Origin of the sequence: Agrobacterium leguminum (assembly GCF_015704895.1) — a bacterium.
Taxonomy (GTDB): domain Bacteria; phylum Pseudomonadota; class Alphaproteobacteria; order Rhizobiales; family Rhizobiaceae; genus Agrobacterium; species Agrobacterium leguminum.
Window position 1 is genome coordinate 434,881 of record NZ_JADQWB010000002.1, and the last position, 19,669, is coordinate 454,549.

Genomic DNA, 19,669 nt, shown 5'->3' on the forward strand with positions numbered 1-19,669 from the left:
ATGCTTATTTCAGGCGATTGATTTGTGCAAATCGAAAGGTAATGCTGCGCCATCACATTCTGGAGGAAAACCCATGAAGGAAATCGGTCATTTCATTAACGGCAAGCATGTGCCGGGCACCAGCGGCCGCACATCGAATGTCTATAACCCGGCCACCGGCGAAGTTCAGGCAACTGTCGCGCTTGCAAGCGACGCCGAACTGCGCGCCGCCGTGGAGAGCGCCAAGGCTGCGCAGCCGAAATGGGCCGCTACCAACCCGCAGCGTCGCGCCCGCGTTTTCTTCAAGTTTGTCGAACTTCTGAACCGCGACATGAACGAACTGGCGGTGCTGCTCTCCAGCGAGCATGGCAAGACCGTCGAGGATTCCAAGGGCGATATCGTGCGCGGCCTCGAAGTCTGCGAATTCGTCTGCGGCATTCCGCATCTGCAGAAGGGCGAATTCACCGAAGGGGCAGGCCCGGCCATCGACATGTATTCGATCCGCCAGCCGGTTGGCATCGGCGCGGGCATCACCCCGTTCAACTTCCCCGGCATGATCCCGATGTGGATGTTCGCGCCGGCAATCGCCTGCGGCAACGCCTTCATCCTCAAGCCTTCCGAGCGCGACCCGTCGCTGCCGATCCGTCTTGCCGAACTGATGATCGAAGCCGGTCTTCCGGCCGGTATCCTCAACGTCGTCAACGGTGACAAGGGCGCCGTCGACGCCATCCTGACCGACCCCGATATCGGCGCGGTCTCCTTCGTCGGTTCGACGCCGATCGCCCGCTATGTCTATGGCACCGCCGCCATGAACGGCAAGCGCGCGCAGTGCTTCGGCGGCGCGAAGAACCACATGATCATCATGCCGGATGCCGATCTCGACCAGGCGGTAAACGCGCTGATGGGCGCAGGTTACGGTTCGGCGGGCGAGCGCTGCATGGCTGTTTCGGTTGCGGTTCCGGTTGGTGAGGAGACGGCGAACCGTCTCGTCGAAAAGCTCATTCCGCAGATCGAAAGCCTGAGAATCGGCCCCTATACCGACGACAAGGCCGATATGGGTCCGCTCGTCACCAAGGAAGCGCAGACGCGCGTCAAGGGCCTGATCGACAGCGGCGTCGCACAGGGTGCGAAGCTTCTGGTCGATGGCCGCGACTTCAAGCTGCAGGGCTATGAAGACGGCTATTTCGTCGGCGGCTGCCTGTTCGACCACGTGACCCCTGATATGGACATCTACAAGACGGAAATCTTCGGACCCGTTCTCTCCGTCGTTCGCGCCAAGAATTACGAAGACGCGCTGGAACTGCCGATGAAGCATGAATATGGCAACGGCGTCGCGATCTATACCCGCGACGGCGACGCCGCCCGCGACTTCGCAAGCCGCGTCAATATCGGCATGATCGGCGTCAACGTTCCGATCCCGGTTCCGCTTGCCTATCACTCCTTCGGCGGCTGGAAGGCTTCGAGCTTCGGCGACCTCAACCAGCACGGGACGGATTCGATCAAGTTCTGGACGAAGACCAAGACGATCACCTCGCGCTGGCCGTCGGGTATCAAATCGGGCGCTGAATTCGTGATGCCGACAATGAAGTAAGCGGGCAGAGCCCTCTAAATTACAAAGAGCCTCGCTGTTTTCACGGCGGGGCTTTTTCAATTAAAAGATAACTTAAAAAATCAAGTTTTTCCTTCAAAATATTTCCACTTAAAGCTGTTATGGCGTAAGAGAGCAGTTGCGGCGTGGGGACGCTGCCAAACCGACGATAACGGGGAAGCCTGCAAACTCAATCTGCCCGGAGAGGGGCATGTCATGAGGGACTATTATGAGTGATATCTCAGTGAGTGCGGATCAGCGCGCGCTTGAACGCGGTTCGTTCAGCGGAAATGCCAAGGAATATTTCGGAATCTGGATCGTCAATATTCTGCTGACGATCATCACCATCGGCATCTATTCCGCCTGGGCAAAGGTGCGCCGCAAACGTTATTTCAATGGCAATACCGTGCTGGCCGGTCGCGCCTTCGGCTATCACGCCACCGGCGGGCAAATCTTCAAGGGCCGGCTGATCGCCTTTGCCTTCATCGTCGTCTCGCAGCTCGTCGGCCTCATCCATCCCTTCCTGGTTTTCGTGCCGGCAATCCTGCTGATGATCTTCTTTCCATGGCTGATCACGCGCAGCATTCGGTTCAATGCGCGGGTGACGAGCTATCGCAATGTGCGTTTTGATTTTGTCGGAACGGCATGGGGCGCTTTTGTCTCCATCCTGCTTGGCAGCCTCGTTGCGTTCTTCTCCTTCGGCATTCTGGCGCCGCTGTCCAGCCGCTGGACGAACCGCTATATTTTCAGCAACCTGCGTTACGGCGACCGGCCCTTCAGCGCCGACCCCAGGATCGGCAAGCTCTACCGGGTCTGGATCATTCCCGCGATCATGGTGGTGATAGGCGGCATCGTGGTCGGCTTTTTCGGCATTGCCGCCTTTGCGGCCAATAGCGCGATGCTCGAAGACGAGACGGCAGCTATGGCCACGGCGCTGGCTTCCCTTTATGTCGGAATTTTCGGCGCGTTTCTGGTCTATGGTCTTGCGGGTGTCGTCTATCGCACCGGCGTTCGCAATGTCGTCATCTCCTCCATGCTGCTGGACGGAAAGCACGACCTGCACAGCGATCTTCATCGCGGCCGCTACCTGTGGATCGTCATCTCCAACCTCATCGTCACCGTCTTCACGCTTGGCCTGATGCGGCCATGGGCGGCGGTGCGCGAAGCGCGTTATACCGTCGAACGCACGGCAATCCGTTTCAATGGCGATGTCGGCGAGGTTCTCTCCTCTATGGAGGCGACAGGCGCCGCCGTCAGCGCCGAATATATGGATATGGAAGGTTTCGAATTTGGTTTCTGATACCGGAGAAACCGTTGCGGGCGAGTGGCATGCCGCTCGCTCCAACCTTTCGAGCGCCGCCAGGCTGAAGCTTGGCGGCACGGTCCTTCTCGTGCTCGACGCGAAGGACAACCACGTCAGAACCCAGGCCGAGATAAAAACGGTGGAGATCAGCCACCGGGTCGGCGCCATCCCCCGGGAGTTGCATTTTCCCGACGGGTCGCTGTTCGAAACCCGTGACAATGACGGCGTGGACCGGCTGCTTGGCCAGCACATTACCAAGCGTTCCGGTTTCGTGCACTGGCTGGAACAATTCCGCCCACGACTGATCGGCATCACCGCCGCAGCCGTTCTTCTGGCTTACGGCACCTACAAGCTGGCGCTTCCAGCGCTGGTGGAACTGGCGGTCACCGTAACGCCGCCCATCGTTCCGCAGGTCATGTCGGCCAGCACCATGCAGGCCTTCGACCAGGCGGTATTTTCTCCAAGCGAACTTCCGCAGGAAGAGCAGGACGCCATCCGTGCGGAATTTGCCCGGATCGTCGCCCATGCGGAAGGTTCGCCCGAGGATTACAAGCTGAATTTCCGCAAGGGCGGCTATATCGGCCCCAATGCCTTTGCGCTTCCCGATGGCACGCTGGTATTGACGGACGAGCTGGTGGAACTCGCGGGCGGCGACAGGCAGATGATCACCGGGGTTCTCGCCCATGAAATCGGCCATGTGGAATATGAGCACAGCCTGCGGCAGCTTTACCGCGCCGCCGGGGTTGCCGGTCTCGTCATGCTGATTGCCGGCGATGTCGGTTCGGCCATGGAAGATATTCTCACCCAGGGCGGCGGTCTTCTGGCGCTATCGCATTCGCGCGATGCCGAGCGGCAGGCGGACCAGCGCTCCGTCGAACTGATGCGCAAGGCCGGGCTCGACCCAACCGCCATCGAACGGTTCTTTGGGCTGCTGGAGGAAAAGCTGGGCGACAAGGACGGCACCAGCATCGTGTCCACCCATCCCGGAACGCCGGAAAGGCGCAAGGCCATTCTCGATTACAACGCTTCCCTGGATAACAAACCGGCGGGTAACTGACCCGCCGGTATCGCAACTCTCAGAGTTCGATCAAGAGCAAACTCAGTTGGTCGGACCGTCGTTGAAACCCACTTCATCCACCAGTTCGGACGCCTGCTTGCGATGGGCGGCTATGTCCGTCAGCGGCAACTTGTCCGGATTGATGGGGCCGAAGCCCTTCACGACATCGGATGGCTCCGCGCCGGGCAGCACCGGATATTCGAAGACCTGCTTGGCATAGATTTCCTGCGCCTCGCGCGAGGCCAGGAATTCCATCAGCTTCAGCGCATTGTCTTTGTTGGGGGCGTATTTCGTCAGCGCCATGCCGGAGATATTTACATGCGTGCCGCGATCGCCCGCATTGGGGAAGATCACCCGCACCGATCCGGCCCATTCCTTTTCTTCCGGCTCGCGATCATTGGTCAGCATCAGGCCGACATAATAGGTGTTGCCGAGCGCGATATCGCATTCACCGGAAAAGATCGATTTCGCCTGGCTGCGGTCGGTTCCGTCAGGCTTGCGGGCAAGATTGTTCTTCAGGCCGGTCAGCCATGTGCGGGTATAATCGACGCCGTGATGGGCGATCATCGAGGCGATCAGCGCGATATTATAGGAATGCTGGCCGTCGCGAATGCAGATCTTGCCCTTCCATTTCGGATCGGCTAGCTCCTCATAGGTAATGTCCTTCTGGGTCACCCGCTCCTTCGACGCATAGACCACCCGGCCGCGCGTGGTGAGACCAAACCATTCGCCCTCGGGATCGCGCAGATTGGCGGGGATATCCTTTTCGATGACGGGATCGTTGAGGACCGGCTGGGTAACCTTGCCCTCCTTCGCCTCGACGAGACGGGCGATATCGACCGTCAGCAGCACATCGGCCGGCGAATTGACGCCCTCGGCCTGAATGCGTTCCACCAGCCCCTTATCGAGAAAAAGCACATTCGCCTCTATCCCGGTTTCCTTCGTGAAAGCATCGAGCAGCGGCTGGATCAATTCAGGCTGGCGATAGGAATAGACGTTAACCTCCCCCTCTGCCAAAGCGACGGGCGCGGCGACAAGGATCGTCAGCCCTGAAAAAACGGCAGCGGAAAAGTATGATTTCAAGCTTGCCATTATGAATGCCTCCATTACATTCCGATTCTTGACTTGTTTGTTCATGAATCATCCGGACGGTCAACAAGGCTGTTCGAGAAATATCGGATGGGTGCCAGTTTTTTCAGTTTCTGGAATTGTTCTAAACTGAAAAAGAGACTATATAACTCCACATTGAGAGTTAGGAGACCAGCATGCGCTTGACCAAACAGACCAACTATGCCGTTCGCATGTTGATGTATTGCGCCGCCAATGAAGGCCATCTGAGCCGCATTCCCGAGATCGCCAAGGCTTATGGCGTTTCGGAGCTGTTCCTGTTCAAAATCCTGCAGCCGCTCAACAAGGCGGGCCTGGTGGAAACCGTGCGTGGTCGCAACGGCGGCGTGCGCCTTGGCAAACCCGCCGAAAAGATCAGCCTGTTCGACGTGGTGAAAGTGACTGAAGACAGCTTCGCCATGGCGGAATGCTTCGAGGACGGTGCTGTGGAGTGTCCGCTTGTGGATAGCTGCGGCCTCAACTCGGCGCTTCGCAAGGCGCTCAATGCCTTTTTCGACGTTCTGGCGGAATATTCGATCGACGATCTCGTCAAGGCGCGGCCCCAGATCAACTTCCTGCTGGGCCTCGATACAGAAATGCCGAAGATCGCCGCCCTTCCGGCTGCCTGATCATCCCATTGCCGCATCGGCAATTGCCATAGCCCGTGTCCTTCAGGCCACGGGCTTTTCTTTTATAGAATACGCATGAAATGTAATATTTTTGATCCTGCGTGTTGACGTCGCGAATGGAAGCGGCGCATTTGGTCGCGAGCTTTTTCAAGCAACCAATCAGCATCGCAATGATCATCAAGCCTGAATTCCATACATTTGCGCTCACCGCGCTCGTCGGCAGCATAGGGGCGCTACTCGCAAGCCTCATCGATATTCCGGCACCTTTTCTTTCCGGCCCGGCGCTTGCCGTGACGATAACGGGGCTGGCCGGTGTAAGGCTTGGCGTTCCCGCCTTCATCCGCAATGCCTGTTTCGTCGTCGTCGGCATTTCTATGGGAACGAGCGTGACGCCCTCCGTGATCGACGCCGCAAAGACCTGGCCCCTGAGCTTCGTCGTTGTGCTCGTCGCTGTCGTTATCATGCTCTATGTCGCTTACTGGATCCTGCATTACGGCTTCGGTTACGACCGGACAACGGCGATGCTGGGCGCCTCTCCCGGTCATCTCAGCTATATCATCAGCCTCGGCGCCGAGACGAAAAGCGACCTTGCGACCGTCAGCATCGTGCAAAGCGTGCGGGTGCTGGCGCTGACGCTTTCCGTGCCGCTGATCGTCGAATATTTCGATCTCGTCAGCACGGAACCGCTTGTGGCCAACCCGCCAATGGGCCTTTTCACGCTGGCGCTGACCATCAGCGCATCGCTTCTGACCGGCTGGCTTTTCCTGCGCTGGAAGTTTCCGGCCGCGCTGCTGCTTGGCGGCGTCGCCATTTCCATCGGCACCCACATTACCGGCCTTACCGAAGGCGGCGTTCCCACCTGGCTCAGCCTGCCCGTCTATGTGCTGATCGGCTGCCTCATCGGCACGCGCTTTTCGAATGTCTCACTGATGGACGTGCGGAAAGGCTTTCTGGCGGGCTTCGTCGTCACCATCGCCGTGATGCTGATTGCCGGCAGCATTGCCTGGATGATTTCCAGCGTGACCGGCGTTCCGCTCAATGCCGTCATGATCGCCTATTCGCCGGGCGGCCTGGAAACCATGGCGGCGATGGCGGTGATGATGCATGCCGATACCGCCTATGTCGGCTCCCACCACGTCATCAGGCTCCTGTTTCTTTCCGTTCTCATGCCGCTCGTCATGGGCAAGGATGCACGCAAGCGCGACGGCGAAACCTGACCATCGGCGTGTAGCCGGAGCCATCGACGCGAAAACGCAGATGGCATGCAACCATTTTTCCTCCCCGCCGTTTATATTCCGCCGCAATTGCGGCGGCGATCTTTCGCCTGTTCGGCAGGCTGACCCACCGGAGGAACATTCATGAACCGCTTGATGACGTTGACGGGCGCCGGACTTGCGCTTGCCCTTTCTGCTTCCATCGCTCAGGCGCAGGTGGTCGTGTCGTCAAAGATCGACACGGAAGGCGGTGTTCTCGGCAACATCATCCTCGCCGTCCTTAACCAGAACAAGATCGAAACGACGGATCGCATCCAGCTTGGCGCCACGCCGGTTGTGCGAAAAGCGATAACGGCGGGCGAAATCGACATCTATCCGGAATATACCGGCAACGCCGCGTTCTTTTTCTCCAAGGCGGACGATCCGCTCTGGAAAGATGCAGCCAAGGGCTATGAAGAGGCGAAAACACTCGACTTCGACGCCAACAAGATTGTCTGGCTGACGCCATCGCCGGCAAACAACACCTGGGCCATTGCGCTGCGCAAGGATGTCGCCGACAAGAACAATCTGAAGACGCTTTCCGATTTCGGCAAATATGTTGCCGATGGCGGCGAGGTCGTCCTTGCCGCTTCTTCCGAATTCGTCAACTCCGCCGCTGCGCTCCCTGCATTTCAGACCACCTATGGCTTCACCATGAAGCCTGACCAGCTGATCACGCTTTCCGGCGGCGACACCGCGGCCACCATCGCCGCCGCCGCCAACCAGACCAACAACGCCAATGCCGCCATGGTCTATGGCACGGATGGCGGCATCGCGCCTTCAGGTCTCGTGGTGCTGGAGGACGACAAACATGTGCAGCCGGTCTATCAGCCAGCGCCGATCATTCGCGAAGAGGTTCTGAAAAAGCACCCGAATATCGAAGAGCTGCTGAAACCCGTGTTCGAAAAGCTCGATCTGGCAACCCTGCAGGATTTGAACGCCCGCGTACAGGTCGGCGGCGAACAGGCCAAGACGGTGGCGCTCGACTTCCTGACAAAGAACGGCTTCGTCAAGTAAACGCTCGCGACGCCGGAGCGGGTTGCGGGAACCGGTGCGTTCCCATGATCCCGTCGCAAATCAGAGTACACGGGCCAGAAGACAGGGGAGCAGGATTTGACGAAATGGCCTGACAAAGTGGGCGTGGTTATTTCGTGCCTGCTTCTTTATGCGCTTTTTGCGTCGCCTTTCATGACATTCCGTGCCAACCGGATCGTTCAGGGCGAGACACGGACGATCTTCGAAGCTCTTCCGGGTTCGACTGCAACTGTTCTCGCCACCATCGTTCTTCTTTCGGCCTTCATCGCCTTTTTCCGCTTTCCTACGCGATTGAAGCTCGCATTCGCGCTGGTCGGTCTTGCTGCACTGGCGGTTTTCGTCGGGCAGGCGGCTTCATTCCTCACGCCGGAGGATAACGGTTTTGCCCGCGTTTCACCCGCCAGCGGCTTCTGGCTGATATTTGCCGGGCTGGCTCTGCTCGCCACGGATTGCATTGCGCGTCTTGAGCCGAAGCCCGCTGCACGGATTTTGTTGCTGCTGGTGGCCATCGCCGCGCTCGCGGCCGTGCTGACAAGCGGCCTCTGGAACGACCTCTCCATCATCAAGGAATATACCGGCCGGGCCGATACATTCTGGACCGAGGCTTTGCGGCATGTGGAACTTGCCATCGGCTCGCTGATTGCAGCGACCGTAGTGGGCATTCCCGTGGGAATACTCTGTTACAAGGTCGAGCGGTTGCACGCAGGCGTACTGAACAGCCTCAACATCGTCCAGACCATTCCCTCCATCGCGCTTTTCGGCCTTTTGATCGCCCCGCTCGGGTGGATCGCGGCCACTGTGCCGGGTGCCTCGAAAATTGGCATCGCCGGCATCGGCATGGCGCCCGCTTTCGTGGCGCTGTTTCTCTATTCGCTGCTGCCGGTCGTTTCCAACACGGTGGTTGGTCTTTCCGGCGTTTCGCAGGCGGTCCGGGAGGCGGCGCGCGGGCTTGGCATGACGCCGGTGCAACGGCTGCTGCGGGTGGAATTTCCGCTGGCCATGCCAGTCATCCTCACCGGCATCCGCATCGTTCTGGTGCAGAATATCGGCCTGGCGACGATTGCCGCCCTGATCGGCGGCGGCGGCTTTGGCGTTTTCGTATTTCAGGGCATCGGGCAGACGGCGATGGACCTCGTGCTACTCGGCACCGTGCCGACCGTTCTTCTCGGCTTTGCCGCCGCGATAACACTCGACGCCCTCATCGACAGCAATCTCCTCAGCGCAGGCGGAAGGCAAAAGGCATGATCGAAATCGACACCATTACGAAACGATATGGCGATGCAGCCGTCGTGGATCAGGTATCGCTGACTGTCGCGCCGCGCACCGTCACCGTCATCGTCGGCACGTCAGGATCGGGAAAAACCACCCTGCTGCGCATGATAAACCGGCTGGTGGAGCCGACCTCCGGCACGATCCGTATCGACGGTGAGGATGTCAGCGCGATACCCGGTTTCAAGCTTCGCCGCCAGATCGGCTACGCCATTCAGGGCCATGGCCTGTTTCCGCACCGGACGGTGGCCGAAAATATCGCGACCGTTCCGCAGCTGATCGGCTGGGATCGCAAGCGGATCGAGGCGAAGATCGACGCGCTGATGCATCTCTTCCAGCTCGATCCCGCGCTTTATGCCGACCGTTTCCCGCATGAACTCTCAGGCGGTCAGCAGCAGCGTGTCGGTGTGGCGCGTGCGCTCGCCGCCGAGCCGAACATTCTCCTGATGGACGAACCCTTCGGCGCGCTGGACCCGGTGATCCGCGCCAAGGCCCAGAACGATCTTCTCGATATCCAGAAAAAGCTCGGCGTGACCGTCGTTCTCGTCACGCACGACATGGACGAGGCCTTTCATCTGGCGGATCGGATCGCCGTGATGGACAAGGGCCGGATCGTGCAGGACTGCCCGCCGGCTGAACTGGTGCTGAAACCGGCGACGGATTTCGTGCGCACCATGATCGGCGAAAACGAACGGGCGCTGAAACTGCTGTCCGTTCTCTCCGTTGCCGATGTCGTGGAGCCGGGAAACGCAGAGGGCGAACCGCTCACCGAACATACAAGCCAGCGCGACGCCCTGTCGGCTATGTTATGGGCGGGCTGCGATGCCCTGCCGGTCGTCAGGGACAATGGACAACCCGCCGGCCGGGTGCGGCGTGACGTTCTCCTCCAGCGTGCCGCCGGAGCCCCATGAAAAACGCCTTATCCTTCTTTGCCCTCGGTTTCCTGACGCTGGCGCTGATCATCTTCCTTGCCGTGCCGCAGCTCTTCGCGCCGGTGTTCCGCCCTCTCGTGCAGGCGAATGCACCCGCGATCTACACGCAGGCCAATCTGTTTTCCCTCACGCTGTCGCATCTAACCATCGTGGCGATTGCCACGGGGCTCGCCACGCTCACGGCAGGAGCGCTTGCGGTTCTCGTCACCCGGCCATTCGGGGCGGATTTCCTGCCGCTGTCGCGCAGCATCGTCAATATCGGCCAGACCTTCCCGCCCGTCGCGGTGCTGGCGCTGGCCGTACCGATGATCGGTTTTGGCGAAAAACCAACGCTCATCGCCCTGTTTCTCTATGCGCTTTTGCCGGTATTCGAAAATACGCTGACGGGTCTTACGACCCTGCCCGCCACGGTGATGGATGCCGCGAGAGGTAGTGGCATGACCGGCTGGCAACGCCTTGTCAAAGTGGAGTTGCCGCTTGCCCTTCCAGCCATTCTCGCCGGCATCCGGCTTTCGGCGGTCATCAGCCTTTCGACCGCGACTATCGGCTCGACCGTCGCGGCACGTACCCTCGGCGAAGTGATCATTGCCGGCCTGCAATCCAACAATCTCGCCTTCATTCTTCAGGGCGGGCTGATCGTTGCGGCGCTGGCGATCCTGATTCACGCTGCTTTTTCCGCCATGGAAAAGACTGCGGCGCGCAAAACCGGGCACTGACACAGGCAGGCCCCGCATTTTTATATTCCCGATACCTGCCGCACATGGTAGGGGCTGACCGTCGAAACAGAAACATTCGAGGTTCGGGTGACACAGGCAATTGTCGTGATGGGAGTGAGCGGCTCCGGCAAGTCCACGGTCGCGGAAGCAGTAGCGGAAAAACTGGGCGTTGCCTTCATAGAAGGCGACAAGCTTCACCCGAAATCCAATGTCGATAAAATGTCCGAAGGTATTCCGCTGACGGACGAAGACCGCTGGCCCTGGCTCGATCTGATCGGCGCGGAACTGCGCAAGGGCAGCGAAAGCAACGGTGTCGTCGTTTCCTGCTCGGCGCTCAAGAAAATCTATCGCGACCGCCTTCGCAAGGCCACCGGCGGCCCGCTGGCTTTCGTCTATCTGGATGGCAGCCTGGAGCTTCTCAGCCGGCGCATGGGCGAACGCAAGGGCCATTTCATGCCGCTTTCGCTGCTGCAGACCCAGCTTGCCACGCTGGAAGTGCCGACCGGCGAACCGGGCGTCGTGACCGTCAGCATCGATGCCACACCGGAGGATATTGCGAAGAACGCACTTTCCGGTTTGAAGACTGTAACGTTCTAAAATCCGAGCCTGTCGCGCAGGCCGTACCACCACGCGCCAAGCACGGTCAGCGGCACCCGGAAGGTCTTGCCGCCGGGGAACGGATAGTTCGGTAGCGAACTCCAGACATCGAAACGTTCGGCATGGCCGGCAACGGCCTCGCCCAGTATCTTGCCGAGCAGATGGGTTGTCGTAACACCATGGCCGCTGTCGCCATGCGAGAAATAGATATTGTCCGACAGCCTGCCCATATGCGGAATGCGCGTCAGGGTCAGCGCGAAATTTCCGCTCCAGGCAAAGTCGATTTTCGTTTTTTCCAGTTGCGGGAAGGTTTTGAGCATGTTCGGGCGGATCACACCCGTCAGATCGGCCGGATCGCTGCCGCCATAACCGATGCCGCCCCCATAGAGCAGGCGATTGTCGGAGGTGCGGCGGTAATAATCGAGAATGTAGTTGGCATCTTCAACGCAATAATCGGCAGGCAGAAGAGCCTCGATCAGATCGGCATCGAGCGGCTCCGTCGCCATAACCTGGCTTGAGACCGGCATCATCCGGTCGCCGATTTCCGGCAAGAGTTTGCCGAGATAGGCGTTGCCGCAGACGAGGACATATTTCGTCTTGACGCTGCCTGTTGCCGTGCGCACCAGGGGGTTTGCGCCCTGCTCTACCGCAATGACCCGCGAATTTTCGAATATGCGCGCACCTAGGCTTTCGGCCGCCGCCGCTTCGCCCTGCACCAGATTGAGCGGGTGGATATGCCCGCCGAAGCGGTCGATCATGCCGCCGGCATATCGATCGGTCTTCACATAGTTGCCGACATCCGCCTTCGAGACCATTTCGAGACCGCCATGGCCATGTTTCTCCCAATGGGCCTTATGGGCCTCCATCTCGCGGATTTGTTTCGGCGTAAAGGCGGCGAAGAAACCGCCATCGACAAGATCGCAATCGATGGCGTATTTGGCGATGCGGTTGCGGATGATCGCGCCGCCTTCAAGCGACATTTCGCCGAGTTTCACCGCCTTGTCATGCCCATAGCGGCCGGCAATGGTTTCGAGATCGCGGCTATAGCCGTTGACGATCTGGCCGCCATTGCGGCCCGAAGCGCCGAAGCCGACGCGGACACCTTCCAGAACGATGACGGAATAGCCGCGTTCACTGAGTTCCAGCGCGGCGGAAATACCGGTGAAGCCGCCGCCGATGATGCAGACATCGGCGTCCAGCGCGCCTTCGAGCGTCGGCCGCACGGTTTTGACATTGGCGGAGGCTGCATACCATGACGCTGTGTGGCCGGGATTGGGAATATTCGTTACCTCAGCCATTTCACACGGTCCTGATATAGGCGTCATATTCGACGTCGGTTACACGCAGGGAAAATTCGGAAAGCTCCTGCTGTTTGCAGGCGGAAAACAACGTGCGGTACTTCTGGCCGAGCGTCGCATAGGCAAAGCTCGACCGCGTGAAGCGCTGCAACGCATAGTCCCAGTTGGTGGGCAGCGGCTCGTGATTGATCGCATGGCTGTCGCCGGCAATCGCGCCGCCCGGTTGGCGCTTCTCCTTCATGCCGGCCAATGCGGCGCTCAGGATCATCGCGACAACGAGATAGGGATTGGTGTCGGCGCCGGCGACCCGGTGTTCGATACGCGTCGCGGCCTTGCTGGCAACGATGACGCGAACCGCCGCCGAGCGATTGTCGATGCCCCAGGAGGCGTAGGTGGGTGCGTGTTCGCTGGGGGTCAGGCGGCGATACGAATTGGCATGGGGGGCGAAGATCGCCATGCTTTCACCCATGTTTTCCAAGAGGCCGCCGACGGAATGCATCAAAGCATCCGATGGGCCGTCCTCCCCGGCGTAGATATTCCTGCCGTCCCTGTCGAGAACGGAAAAATGCACATGCATGCCGTTACCGGCCTGCAACCCGTAAGGCTTGGCCATGAAGGTGGCGTCGAGGTCATGCCGCCGCGCCACGCCCTTGACGATACGTTTCAGGAAGACCGCGAAATCGGCCGCCTGCAATGCATCCGGCACATGGTTGAGATTGATCTCATATTGGCCGGGACCGTTCTCCCGCAGCGTTGTATCGGCAAGCACGCCCTGTGCGCGGCAGGCCGTGGCAATATCATGGAAGACATCCTCGAAATCCTGCAGTTCGGAAATCGACAGAACCTGTGTCTGGCCCGTATGCCACCGGCCCTCGCGGCTGTGCGGCGGACGAACGGGATCGAGCGCGGAGCGAACGGGATCGATCAGGTAAAACTCGAGTTCGGTGGCAACGACCGGCGTGAGGCCGGCCTTTTTATAGGCGCCCAGAACCTGCGCCAGCACATGGCGCGGATCGCCATAAAAGCCGGTTCCATCCGGGTTTTTCATTGCCAGCAGAACCTGTGCCGTCGGGCGGCCAAGCCATGTCACCCGCGACAGCGTGCCTGGAACGGGGAAACAAAACCCGTCCGGATCGCCCGTGCCTTCCGCAAGACCTGCGGCATGCACATCCCGGCCCCAGATATCCAGCGCATAGACCGAACGGGGAATGGCCATTCCCTTTTCAAGAACGTCGATTGCCCGTTCGCGCGGAATCCATTTGCCGCGCGGCACGCCGTTCGCATCTATGACGAAAGCTTCGAGAATTTCGATATCGGGGTTATCGGCGAAAAATTTCTTTGCGTTTTCAATATCATCCATCATGCACCAGCAAGCCGTTTCCATCTCGTTTCATGCGCAGCGAGTTGCGCTAACGAAAGTCGTCCTGCTGCTGATAGATGAGAAACCTCGCCACCATGATGACGTTTCGCCCCTTTTCCCCTTTAGATCATTACATGATCTAAATTATATAGTTAGAACGGGATTTCAGGCGAAAACCGCTTACACTTTTCGCCATCCCGCTCCAGCATGCGACCATGTTACGTGGCCTGTCCCCGGAAGGCCAGCGGATTTAGCTATCAGGGATTGAACCTTTCCGGGCGATAGGCGTCGATGGCGATAACCGGCGTTTCGCCCAGCATGGTTTCCGCCAGTACACGGCCGGTGATCGGCCCAAGTGTGAGGCCATGGTGGGCGTGCCCGAAAGCAAACCACAATGTTTTATGGCGCGGCGCTTTGCCGATGATCGGCATCATATCCGGCGTGCAGGGCCGCGCACCCATCCACGGTTCTGCATCCAGCCGGCCGCCGAGAGGAAAGACGGTGCGCGCCACCCGCTCTGCCCGCTCGATCTGCACGGGAGATTTCGGTGCATCGCGCTCGGCAAATTCCGCGCCCGTCGTCAGGCGAATGCCCTTTCGCATCGGCGCGAGGAAATAACCGCGCTCGGCGTCGATCAGCCAGTTATTGAGCTTCGTGCCCTCCTGCGGCGCGTAATGCATGTGGTAACCGCGTTTCACGCCGAGTGGAAAGCGATAACCCAGCCGTTCCGTGACGGTATCCGCCCAGGGGCCAAGCGCCACGACGGCATGTTCGGCCTCGACCGCGCCGGTTTCGGTGCGCACCGTCCACCCGCTCACCGTCTGGCTGAGGGTGGAGGCATCGCCCCTGACGAAGCTTCCGCCGAGGCTCTCGAATAGCCGGACATAAGCGAGCGTCAGCGCATGCGGATCGCGCACCGACCAGGGATCGTTCCATTTCAGGCCACCGACGAAATCATGGCTCAGATGCGGTTCGGCTGCAGCAAGTTCCTCGGCGTCGAGTTTCGTATGGGAAATACCGTGGTCGCGCGCCAGACGCTCGGCGAAAGCAAAATCGGCATCCCGCCTTGCGGCGGTTCTGTAGGCCTCCATCCAGCCGTTCTTGACGATGAGATCGCCGGCCTTCGCCTCGTCGATCAAAATGCTGTGTTCGGAGACCGAATGCTCGATCAGCGGCGCATAGGCGCGGGCAATTGCCGCGTGGCGCGTGGCTGCGGAATTGTACCAGTAACGGCCGAGAAAAGGCGCGATCTTCGGCAGGGCAAAGAGGTGATAGCGGGCATCGATGCTGTTGTTCAGGGAATAGCGCAGCAGCAGGGCGAGATCCTGCGGGAAGGCATAAGGCACGACGCCTTCTCTCTGGATCAGCCCGGCATTGCCGAAGGAGGTCTCCTCGCCCGGCCCGCGCCGGTCGACCAGCACCACCGACTTACCCCTGCGGGCCAGCTGCAGGGCGATGGAGACCCCGATGATCCCCGCACCCAAAACGATCACATCCGCTGCCATGGCACTCAATCCGTTTCCGCATCACATGCCCCTCAACATGGGTCGGCATTTTCCGCGAAGCAACAGAAAAATCATCACCTTAACAGAAACAGCAATGCGGCCTACTGGCTTATCGCCTTCGTTTTCATCGCCTCGATGTTGAAGGCAGCCGCCAGCAGCGCCTTGGTATAGTCCTGCTGCGGGTCGGCGAAGATTTCCGCCGCCGGGCCGCTCTCCACCACCTTGCCGTGGCGCATGACGATCAGGTCGTTAGCGAGCGCCTTCACCACCTTCAGATCGTGGCTGATGAAGAGGTAGGCGAGTTCGTGCTTCACCTGCAGATCGCGCAGCAGATCGACCACCTGCGCCTGCACGCTCATGTCAAGCGCGGAGGTCGGCTCATCCAGCATGACGAAACGGGGTTTAAGCACCATGGCGCGGGCAATGGCGATGCGCTGGCGCTGGCCGCCGGAAAATTCATGCGGATACCGCCAGCGGGTGGCTGGATCGAGGCCGACCTCTTCCAGCGCGGTGGCGACACGCGTATCGCGCTCGTCGGCAGACAGAGACCGCTCATGCACCTTCAAGCCCTCGGCGACGATCTCGCCTACAGACATGCGCGGGCTGAGCGACCCATAAGGATCCTGAAACACCACCTGCAGCCGGTTTCTGAGCGGCTTCATCATTTCATAGGAATAGTGGTCGATCGACTGGCCGATAAAGCTGATACGCCCCTCAGACGCGATCAACCGCGAGAGCGCCAGACCGAGCGTGGTCTTGCCGGAGCCGGATTCGCCCACCACGCCCACAGTCTGGCCGGCGCGAAGGGTGATATCGATACCGTCCACCGCCTTCACATGGTCGACCACCCGACGCATCAATCCCGCCTTGATGGGAAACCAGACCTTGATATCGTCGCCCTGCATGACCACCCGTTTGGTCGCGTCGGAATGCGGCGGCTCGCCCTTCGGCTCTGCCGCCAGAAGATGGCGCGTATAGGCGTGCTGCGGATCGGTAAACACCTGCTCCACCGTACCGGTCTCAACGATCTTGCCCTTGGTCATGACGCAGACGCGATCGGCAAATTTGCGAACGATGCCGAGATCGTGGGTGATGAACAGCATGGACATGCCGTGCTTCGTCTTGAGATCGCTCAGAAGTTCGAGGATCTGGGCCTGAACCGTCACGTCGAGCGCCGTCGTCGGCTCGTCGGCGATCAGCAGTTTCGGCCGGTTGGCAAGCGCCATGGCAATCATCACGCGCTGCCGCTGGCCACCGGACAATTCATGCGGATAGGCCTTCAGGCGCTTTTCCGGTTCACGGATACCCACCTGCAGCAGCAGTTCCAGCGTGCGCGCCCGTGCCTGCGCTCCGGTGATTGCCTGATGCAGCTCCAGAATCTCGCCGATCTGCCGCTCGATGGTGTGGAGCGGATTGAGCGAGGTCATCGGCTCCTGGAAAATCATCGTGACGTCGTTGCCGCGGACCGCGCGCAGGGAGCGTTCCGGCAAAGTCAGCATATCCTTGCCGTCGAACAGGATTTTTCCCGATGGATGGCTTGCCGCCGGATAGGGCAGCAATTTGAGAATGGAGTTCGCCGTGACCGACTTGCCGGAACCGGACTCGCCGACGAGGGCGACGACCTCGCCCGGCATCAGATCGAAGGACACATGATCGACGGCGATGCTGATCGCGCCGCCCTGATGGAAGGCGACGGAGAGATCGCGGACGGAGAGAAGCGGTTGGGTCTTTGTTTCCGTCATGGCGATCACCGGAACGTCTTGCGTGGATCGAAGGCGTCGCGCACCGCTTCACCGACGAAAATCAACAGTGAGAGCATGATGGACATGGTGAAAAACGCAGTGAGGCCAAGCCAGGGGGCCTGAAGGTTGTTCTTGCCCTGCGCGATCATCTCGCCCAGCGACGGCGATCCCGGCGGCATGCCGAAGCCGAGGAAGTCGAGTGAGGTGAGCGTTGTGATCGATCCGGAGAGGATGAAGGGCAGGAAGGTCAGTGTCGCCACCATGGCATTGGGCAGAAGGTGGCGGAACATGATCGTCCAGTTGCCAACGCCAAGCGCGCGGGCGGCGCGGACATATTCAAAGTTTCTGGCGCGCAGGAATTCGGCGCGCACGATGCCGACGAAGCCGACCCATGAAAAAAGCAGCATGATGCCGAGCAGCACGAAGAAGCCCGGGGGCAGGATGGCCGCGATGATGAGCAGGATATAAAGCACCGGCATGGACGACCAGATTTCGATGAAACGCTGCAACAGCAGGTCGGTCCAGCCGCCGAAATAACCCTGGATCGCGCCAGCGGTGACGCCGACAAGGGCCGACGCGATGGTCAGCGTCAGACCGAACAGCACGGAAATACGGAACCCGTAGATCATCCGCGCCGTGACATCGCGCGCCTGATTGTCGGTTCCAAGCCAGTTGAGATTGCCAAGCGTGCAGCCGGGATCGGCATCGCCCTGCGGGTAAGCCGAGCAGCGATCCTTTTTATCCATCAGCCAGAAGGGCGCGGTGGGAGCGGAATGCGGAATATTGGAATTGACCGTCTGATAGGAATAACGGATCGGCGGCCAGATCATCCAGCCATTGGCGTTGATCTCGTCCTGAATGAAGGAGGATTTGTAATCGGTCTGGGCAAGGAAGCCGCCGAATTTTTCCTCCGGATAATCCACCATGACGGGCACCAGCAGCTCGCCCTTGTAGGAGGCGAGGATGGGTTTGTCATTGGCGATGAATTCCGCGATCAGGCTCAGGAAAAACAGGAGCAGGAACAGCCAGAAGGACCAGTAACCGCGCCGGTTCGCCTTGAAATTCTGCCAGCGGCGTTTGGTAGTCGGCGAAAACCACGGGCGCTTCGGCTTTTCTATCGTTTCTGCTGCGGCGGTATGGGCAAGCGTCATCACACGTCCCTCCGCTCGAAATCGATACGCGGATCGATCCACGTATAGATCAGGTCGGAAATGAGGCCGACCACGAGGCCCATCAGCGAGAAGATGAAGAGCGTGCCGAACACGATCGGGTAATCGCGGTTGACGACCGAGAGATAACCGAGGCGACCGAGACCATCGAGCGAGAAGATATTCTCGATCAGCAGCGATCCGGTGAAGAAGGCCGAGATGAAGGCACCCGGAAAACCGGCGATCACGATCAGCATCGCGTTGCGGAAGACATGACCATAAAGAACCTTGCGCTCCGTGAGCCCCTTGGCGCGGGCGGTGATGACGTACTGTTTCTTGATCTCGTCGATGAAGGAATTCTTGGTCAGAAGCGTCGTTGTCGCGAAGGCCGAAAGCGACAGCGCAATGAGCGGCAGGGTCAGGTGCCAGAAATAGTCGATGATCTTCTGCCACCAGTTCAGTTGATCAAAATTTTCCGACACCAGACCGCGCAGCGGAAACCAGTCGAAGAAAGATCCACCGGCAAAGAGGACGATGAGCAGGATACCGAACAGGAAGCTCGGCACGGCATAACCGATGATGATGATGCCGGAGGTCCAGACGTCGAAGGTCGAGCCGTCGGACACGGCTTTCTTGATGCCGAGCGGAATGGAAATGATGTAGGAAATGATCAGGATCCAGAAACCGAGCGACGCGGACACCGGCAGCTTGTCGATGATGAGATCAATCACCGAGGAATTGCGGAAAAAGCTGTCGCCGAAATCGAAGCGGATATAATTCCACATCATTTCGAGAAAACGGGTGAGCGGCGGTTTGTCGAAGCCGAACTGTTTTTCGAGCTTGGCGATCAGTTCCGGATCGAGACCCTGCGCACCGCGATATTTCGAACCGCTATCATCGAAACCGCCGGATTGGCCCATGAGATCGCCGCCACCCGATAGCCGGTCGGAGGCGCTGTCGCCCTGCCCCGTCAATTGCGCGACGACCTGTTCCACCGGCCCGCCCGGCGCGAACTGGATGACGAGAAACGAAATGCCCATAATGCCGACGATGGTCGGGATCATCAGCGCCAGACGTCTGAGGATATAGGCGCCCATCAGCCTCTGCTCCCGGCCGATACGTCAGCGGTCTTCGTTTCTGTCAAACCCGGT

General features: G+C 59.6%; 17 protein-coding genes. 10 read left to right on the plus strand and 7 right to left on the minus strand.

Features of this window, described 5'->3' with window-relative positions:
• The first annotated feature begins 73 nt into the window (after positions 1-73).
• The 3 genes from I3J13_RS05065 (at position 74) to I3J13_RS05075 (ending at position 3,927) form a co-directional block, all read left to right on the plus strand.
• Complete coding sequence (locus I3J13_RS05065; protein WP_003524451.1) at positions 74-1,570, plus strand: CoA-acylating methylmalonate-semialdehyde dehydrogenase; 1,497 nt, start codon at positions 74-76, stop codon at positions 1,568-1,570.
• Between the two features lie 226 nt (positions 1,571-1,796).
• Positions 1,797-2,867, plus strand: a complete 1,071-nt coding sequence (locus I3J13_RS05070) for a YjgN family protein (RefSeq protein WP_196378165.1) — start codon at positions 1,797-1,799, stop codon at positions 2,865-2,867.
• The gene (locus I3J13_RS05075; RefSeq protein ID WP_196378166.1) at positions 2,857-3,927 is read left to right on the plus strand and encodes a M48 family metallopeptidase; all 1,071 of its coding nucleotides are present in this window, start codon (positions 2,857-2,859) and stop codon (positions 3,925-3,927) included. Before I3J13_RS05070 ends, I3J13_RS05075 begins: the two co-directional genes overlap by 11 nt.
• Before the next feature lie 42 nt (positions 3,928-3,969).
• On the opposite strand, the gene I3J13_RS05080 is transcribed toward I3J13_RS05075, so the two are convergent.
• Complete coding sequence (locus I3J13_RS05080) at positions 3,970-5,019, minus strand: Fe(3+) ABC transporter substrate-binding protein (RefSeq protein ID WP_035264601.1); 1,050 nt, start codon at positions 5,017-5,019, stop codon at positions 3,970-3,972.
• Between the two features lie 173 nt (positions 5,020-5,192).
• Here I3J13_RS05080 and rirA point away from each other — a divergent pair, with 173 nt between their 5' ends.
• From rirA to I3J13_RS05115, 7 genes are all read left to right on the plus strand, one after another.
• Positions 5,193-5,663 (plus strand): iron-responsive transcriptional regulator RirA, encoded by a 471-nt coding sequence (rirA, locus tag I3J13_RS05085; RefSeq protein ID WP_059759126.1) that lies wholly within the window; start codon positions 5,193-5,195, stop codon positions 5,661-5,663.
• Between the two features lie 170 nt (positions 5,664-5,833).
• Complete coding sequence (locus I3J13_RS05090) at positions 5,834-6,880, plus strand: AbrB family transcriptional regulator (protein ID WP_196378167.1); 1,047 nt, start codon at positions 5,834-5,836, stop codon at positions 6,878-6,880.
• A gap of 141 nt (positions 6,881-7,021) precedes the next feature.
• Positions 7,022-7,933 carry a glycine betaine ABC transporter substrate-binding protein OsmF gene (gene osmF / locus I3J13_RS05095; protein ID WP_196378168.1) on the plus strand — a complete coding sequence of 304 codons (912 nt, stop codon included), beginning with the start codon at positions 7,022-7,024 and terminating at the stop codon, positions 7,931-7,933.
• 96 nt (positions 7,934-8,029) lie between these two features.
• Complete coding sequence (locus tag I3J13_RS05100; protein ID WP_196378169.1) at positions 8,030-9,196, plus strand: ABC transporter permease; 1,167 nt, start codon at positions 8,030-8,032, stop codon at positions 9,194-9,196.
• Positions 9,193-10,131 (plus strand): ABC transporter ATP-binding protein, encoded by a 939-nt coding sequence (locus I3J13_RS05105; protein WP_196378170.1) that lies wholly within the window; start codon positions 9,193-9,195, stop codon positions 10,129-10,131. The genes I3J13_RS05100 and I3J13_RS05105 overlap by 4 nt, the downstream gene beginning before the upstream one ends.
• The gene (locus I3J13_RS05110) at positions 10,128-10,868 is read left to right on the plus strand and encodes an ABC transporter permease (RefSeq protein ID WP_196378171.1); all 741 of its coding nucleotides are present in this window, start codon (positions 10,128-10,130) and stop codon (positions 10,866-10,868) included. Before I3J13_RS05105 ends, I3J13_RS05110 begins: the two co-directional genes overlap by 4 nt.
• 108 nt (positions 10,869-10,976) lie before the next feature.
• Complete coding sequence (locus I3J13_RS05115; RefSeq protein ID WP_031234467.1) at positions 10,977-11,465, plus strand: gluconokinase; 489 nt, start codon at positions 10,977-10,979, stop codon at positions 11,463-11,465.
• On the opposite strand, the gene I3J13_RS05120 is transcribed toward I3J13_RS05115, so the two are convergent.
• From I3J13_RS05120 to I3J13_RS05145, 6 genes are all read right to left on the minus strand, one after another.
• A complete protein-coding gene (locus I3J13_RS05120) occupies positions 11,462-12,763 on the minus strand; it encodes an NAD(P)/FAD-dependent oxidoreductase (protein WP_196378172.1) in 1,302 nt (433 codons plus the stop codon). The two genes, I3J13_RS05115 and I3J13_RS05120, sit on opposite strands and share 4 nt — an antisense overlap.
• 1 nt (position 12,764) lies before the next feature.
• Positions 12,765-14,126: a glutamine synthetase family protein gene (locus I3J13_RS05125; RefSeq protein WP_003524441.1), complete on the minus strand. Its 1,362-nt coding sequence runs from the start codon at positions 14,124-14,126 to the stop codon at positions 12,765-12,767.
• Positions 14,127-14,380: 254 nt separating this feature from the next.
• Positions 14,381-15,628, minus strand: coding sequence for an NAD(P)/FAD-dependent oxidoreductase (locus tag I3J13_RS05130; protein WP_196378173.1), 1,248 nt, complete (start codon positions 15,626-15,628; stop codon positions 14,381-14,383).
• A gap of 101 nt (positions 15,629-15,729) precedes the next feature.
• Positions 15,730-17,370: an ABC transporter ATP-binding protein gene (locus I3J13_RS05135; RefSeq protein ID WP_196378174.1), complete on the minus strand. Its 1,641-nt coding sequence runs from the start codon at positions 17,368-17,370 to the stop codon at positions 15,730-15,732.
• Between the two features lie 5 nt (positions 17,371-17,375).
• Positions 17,376-18,521, minus strand: coding sequence for an ABC transporter permease (locus I3J13_RS05140; protein ID WP_196378175.1), 1,146 nt, complete (start codon positions 18,519-18,521; stop codon positions 17,376-17,378).
• Positions 18,521-19,615, minus strand: a complete 1,095-nt coding sequence (locus tag I3J13_RS05145; protein ID WP_196378176.1) for a microcin C ABC transporter permease YejB — start codon at positions 19,613-19,615, stop codon at positions 18,521-18,523. The genes I3J13_RS05140 and I3J13_RS05145 overlap by 1 nt, the downstream gene beginning before the upstream one ends.
• Positions 19,616-19,669 lie beyond the last annotated feature (54 nt).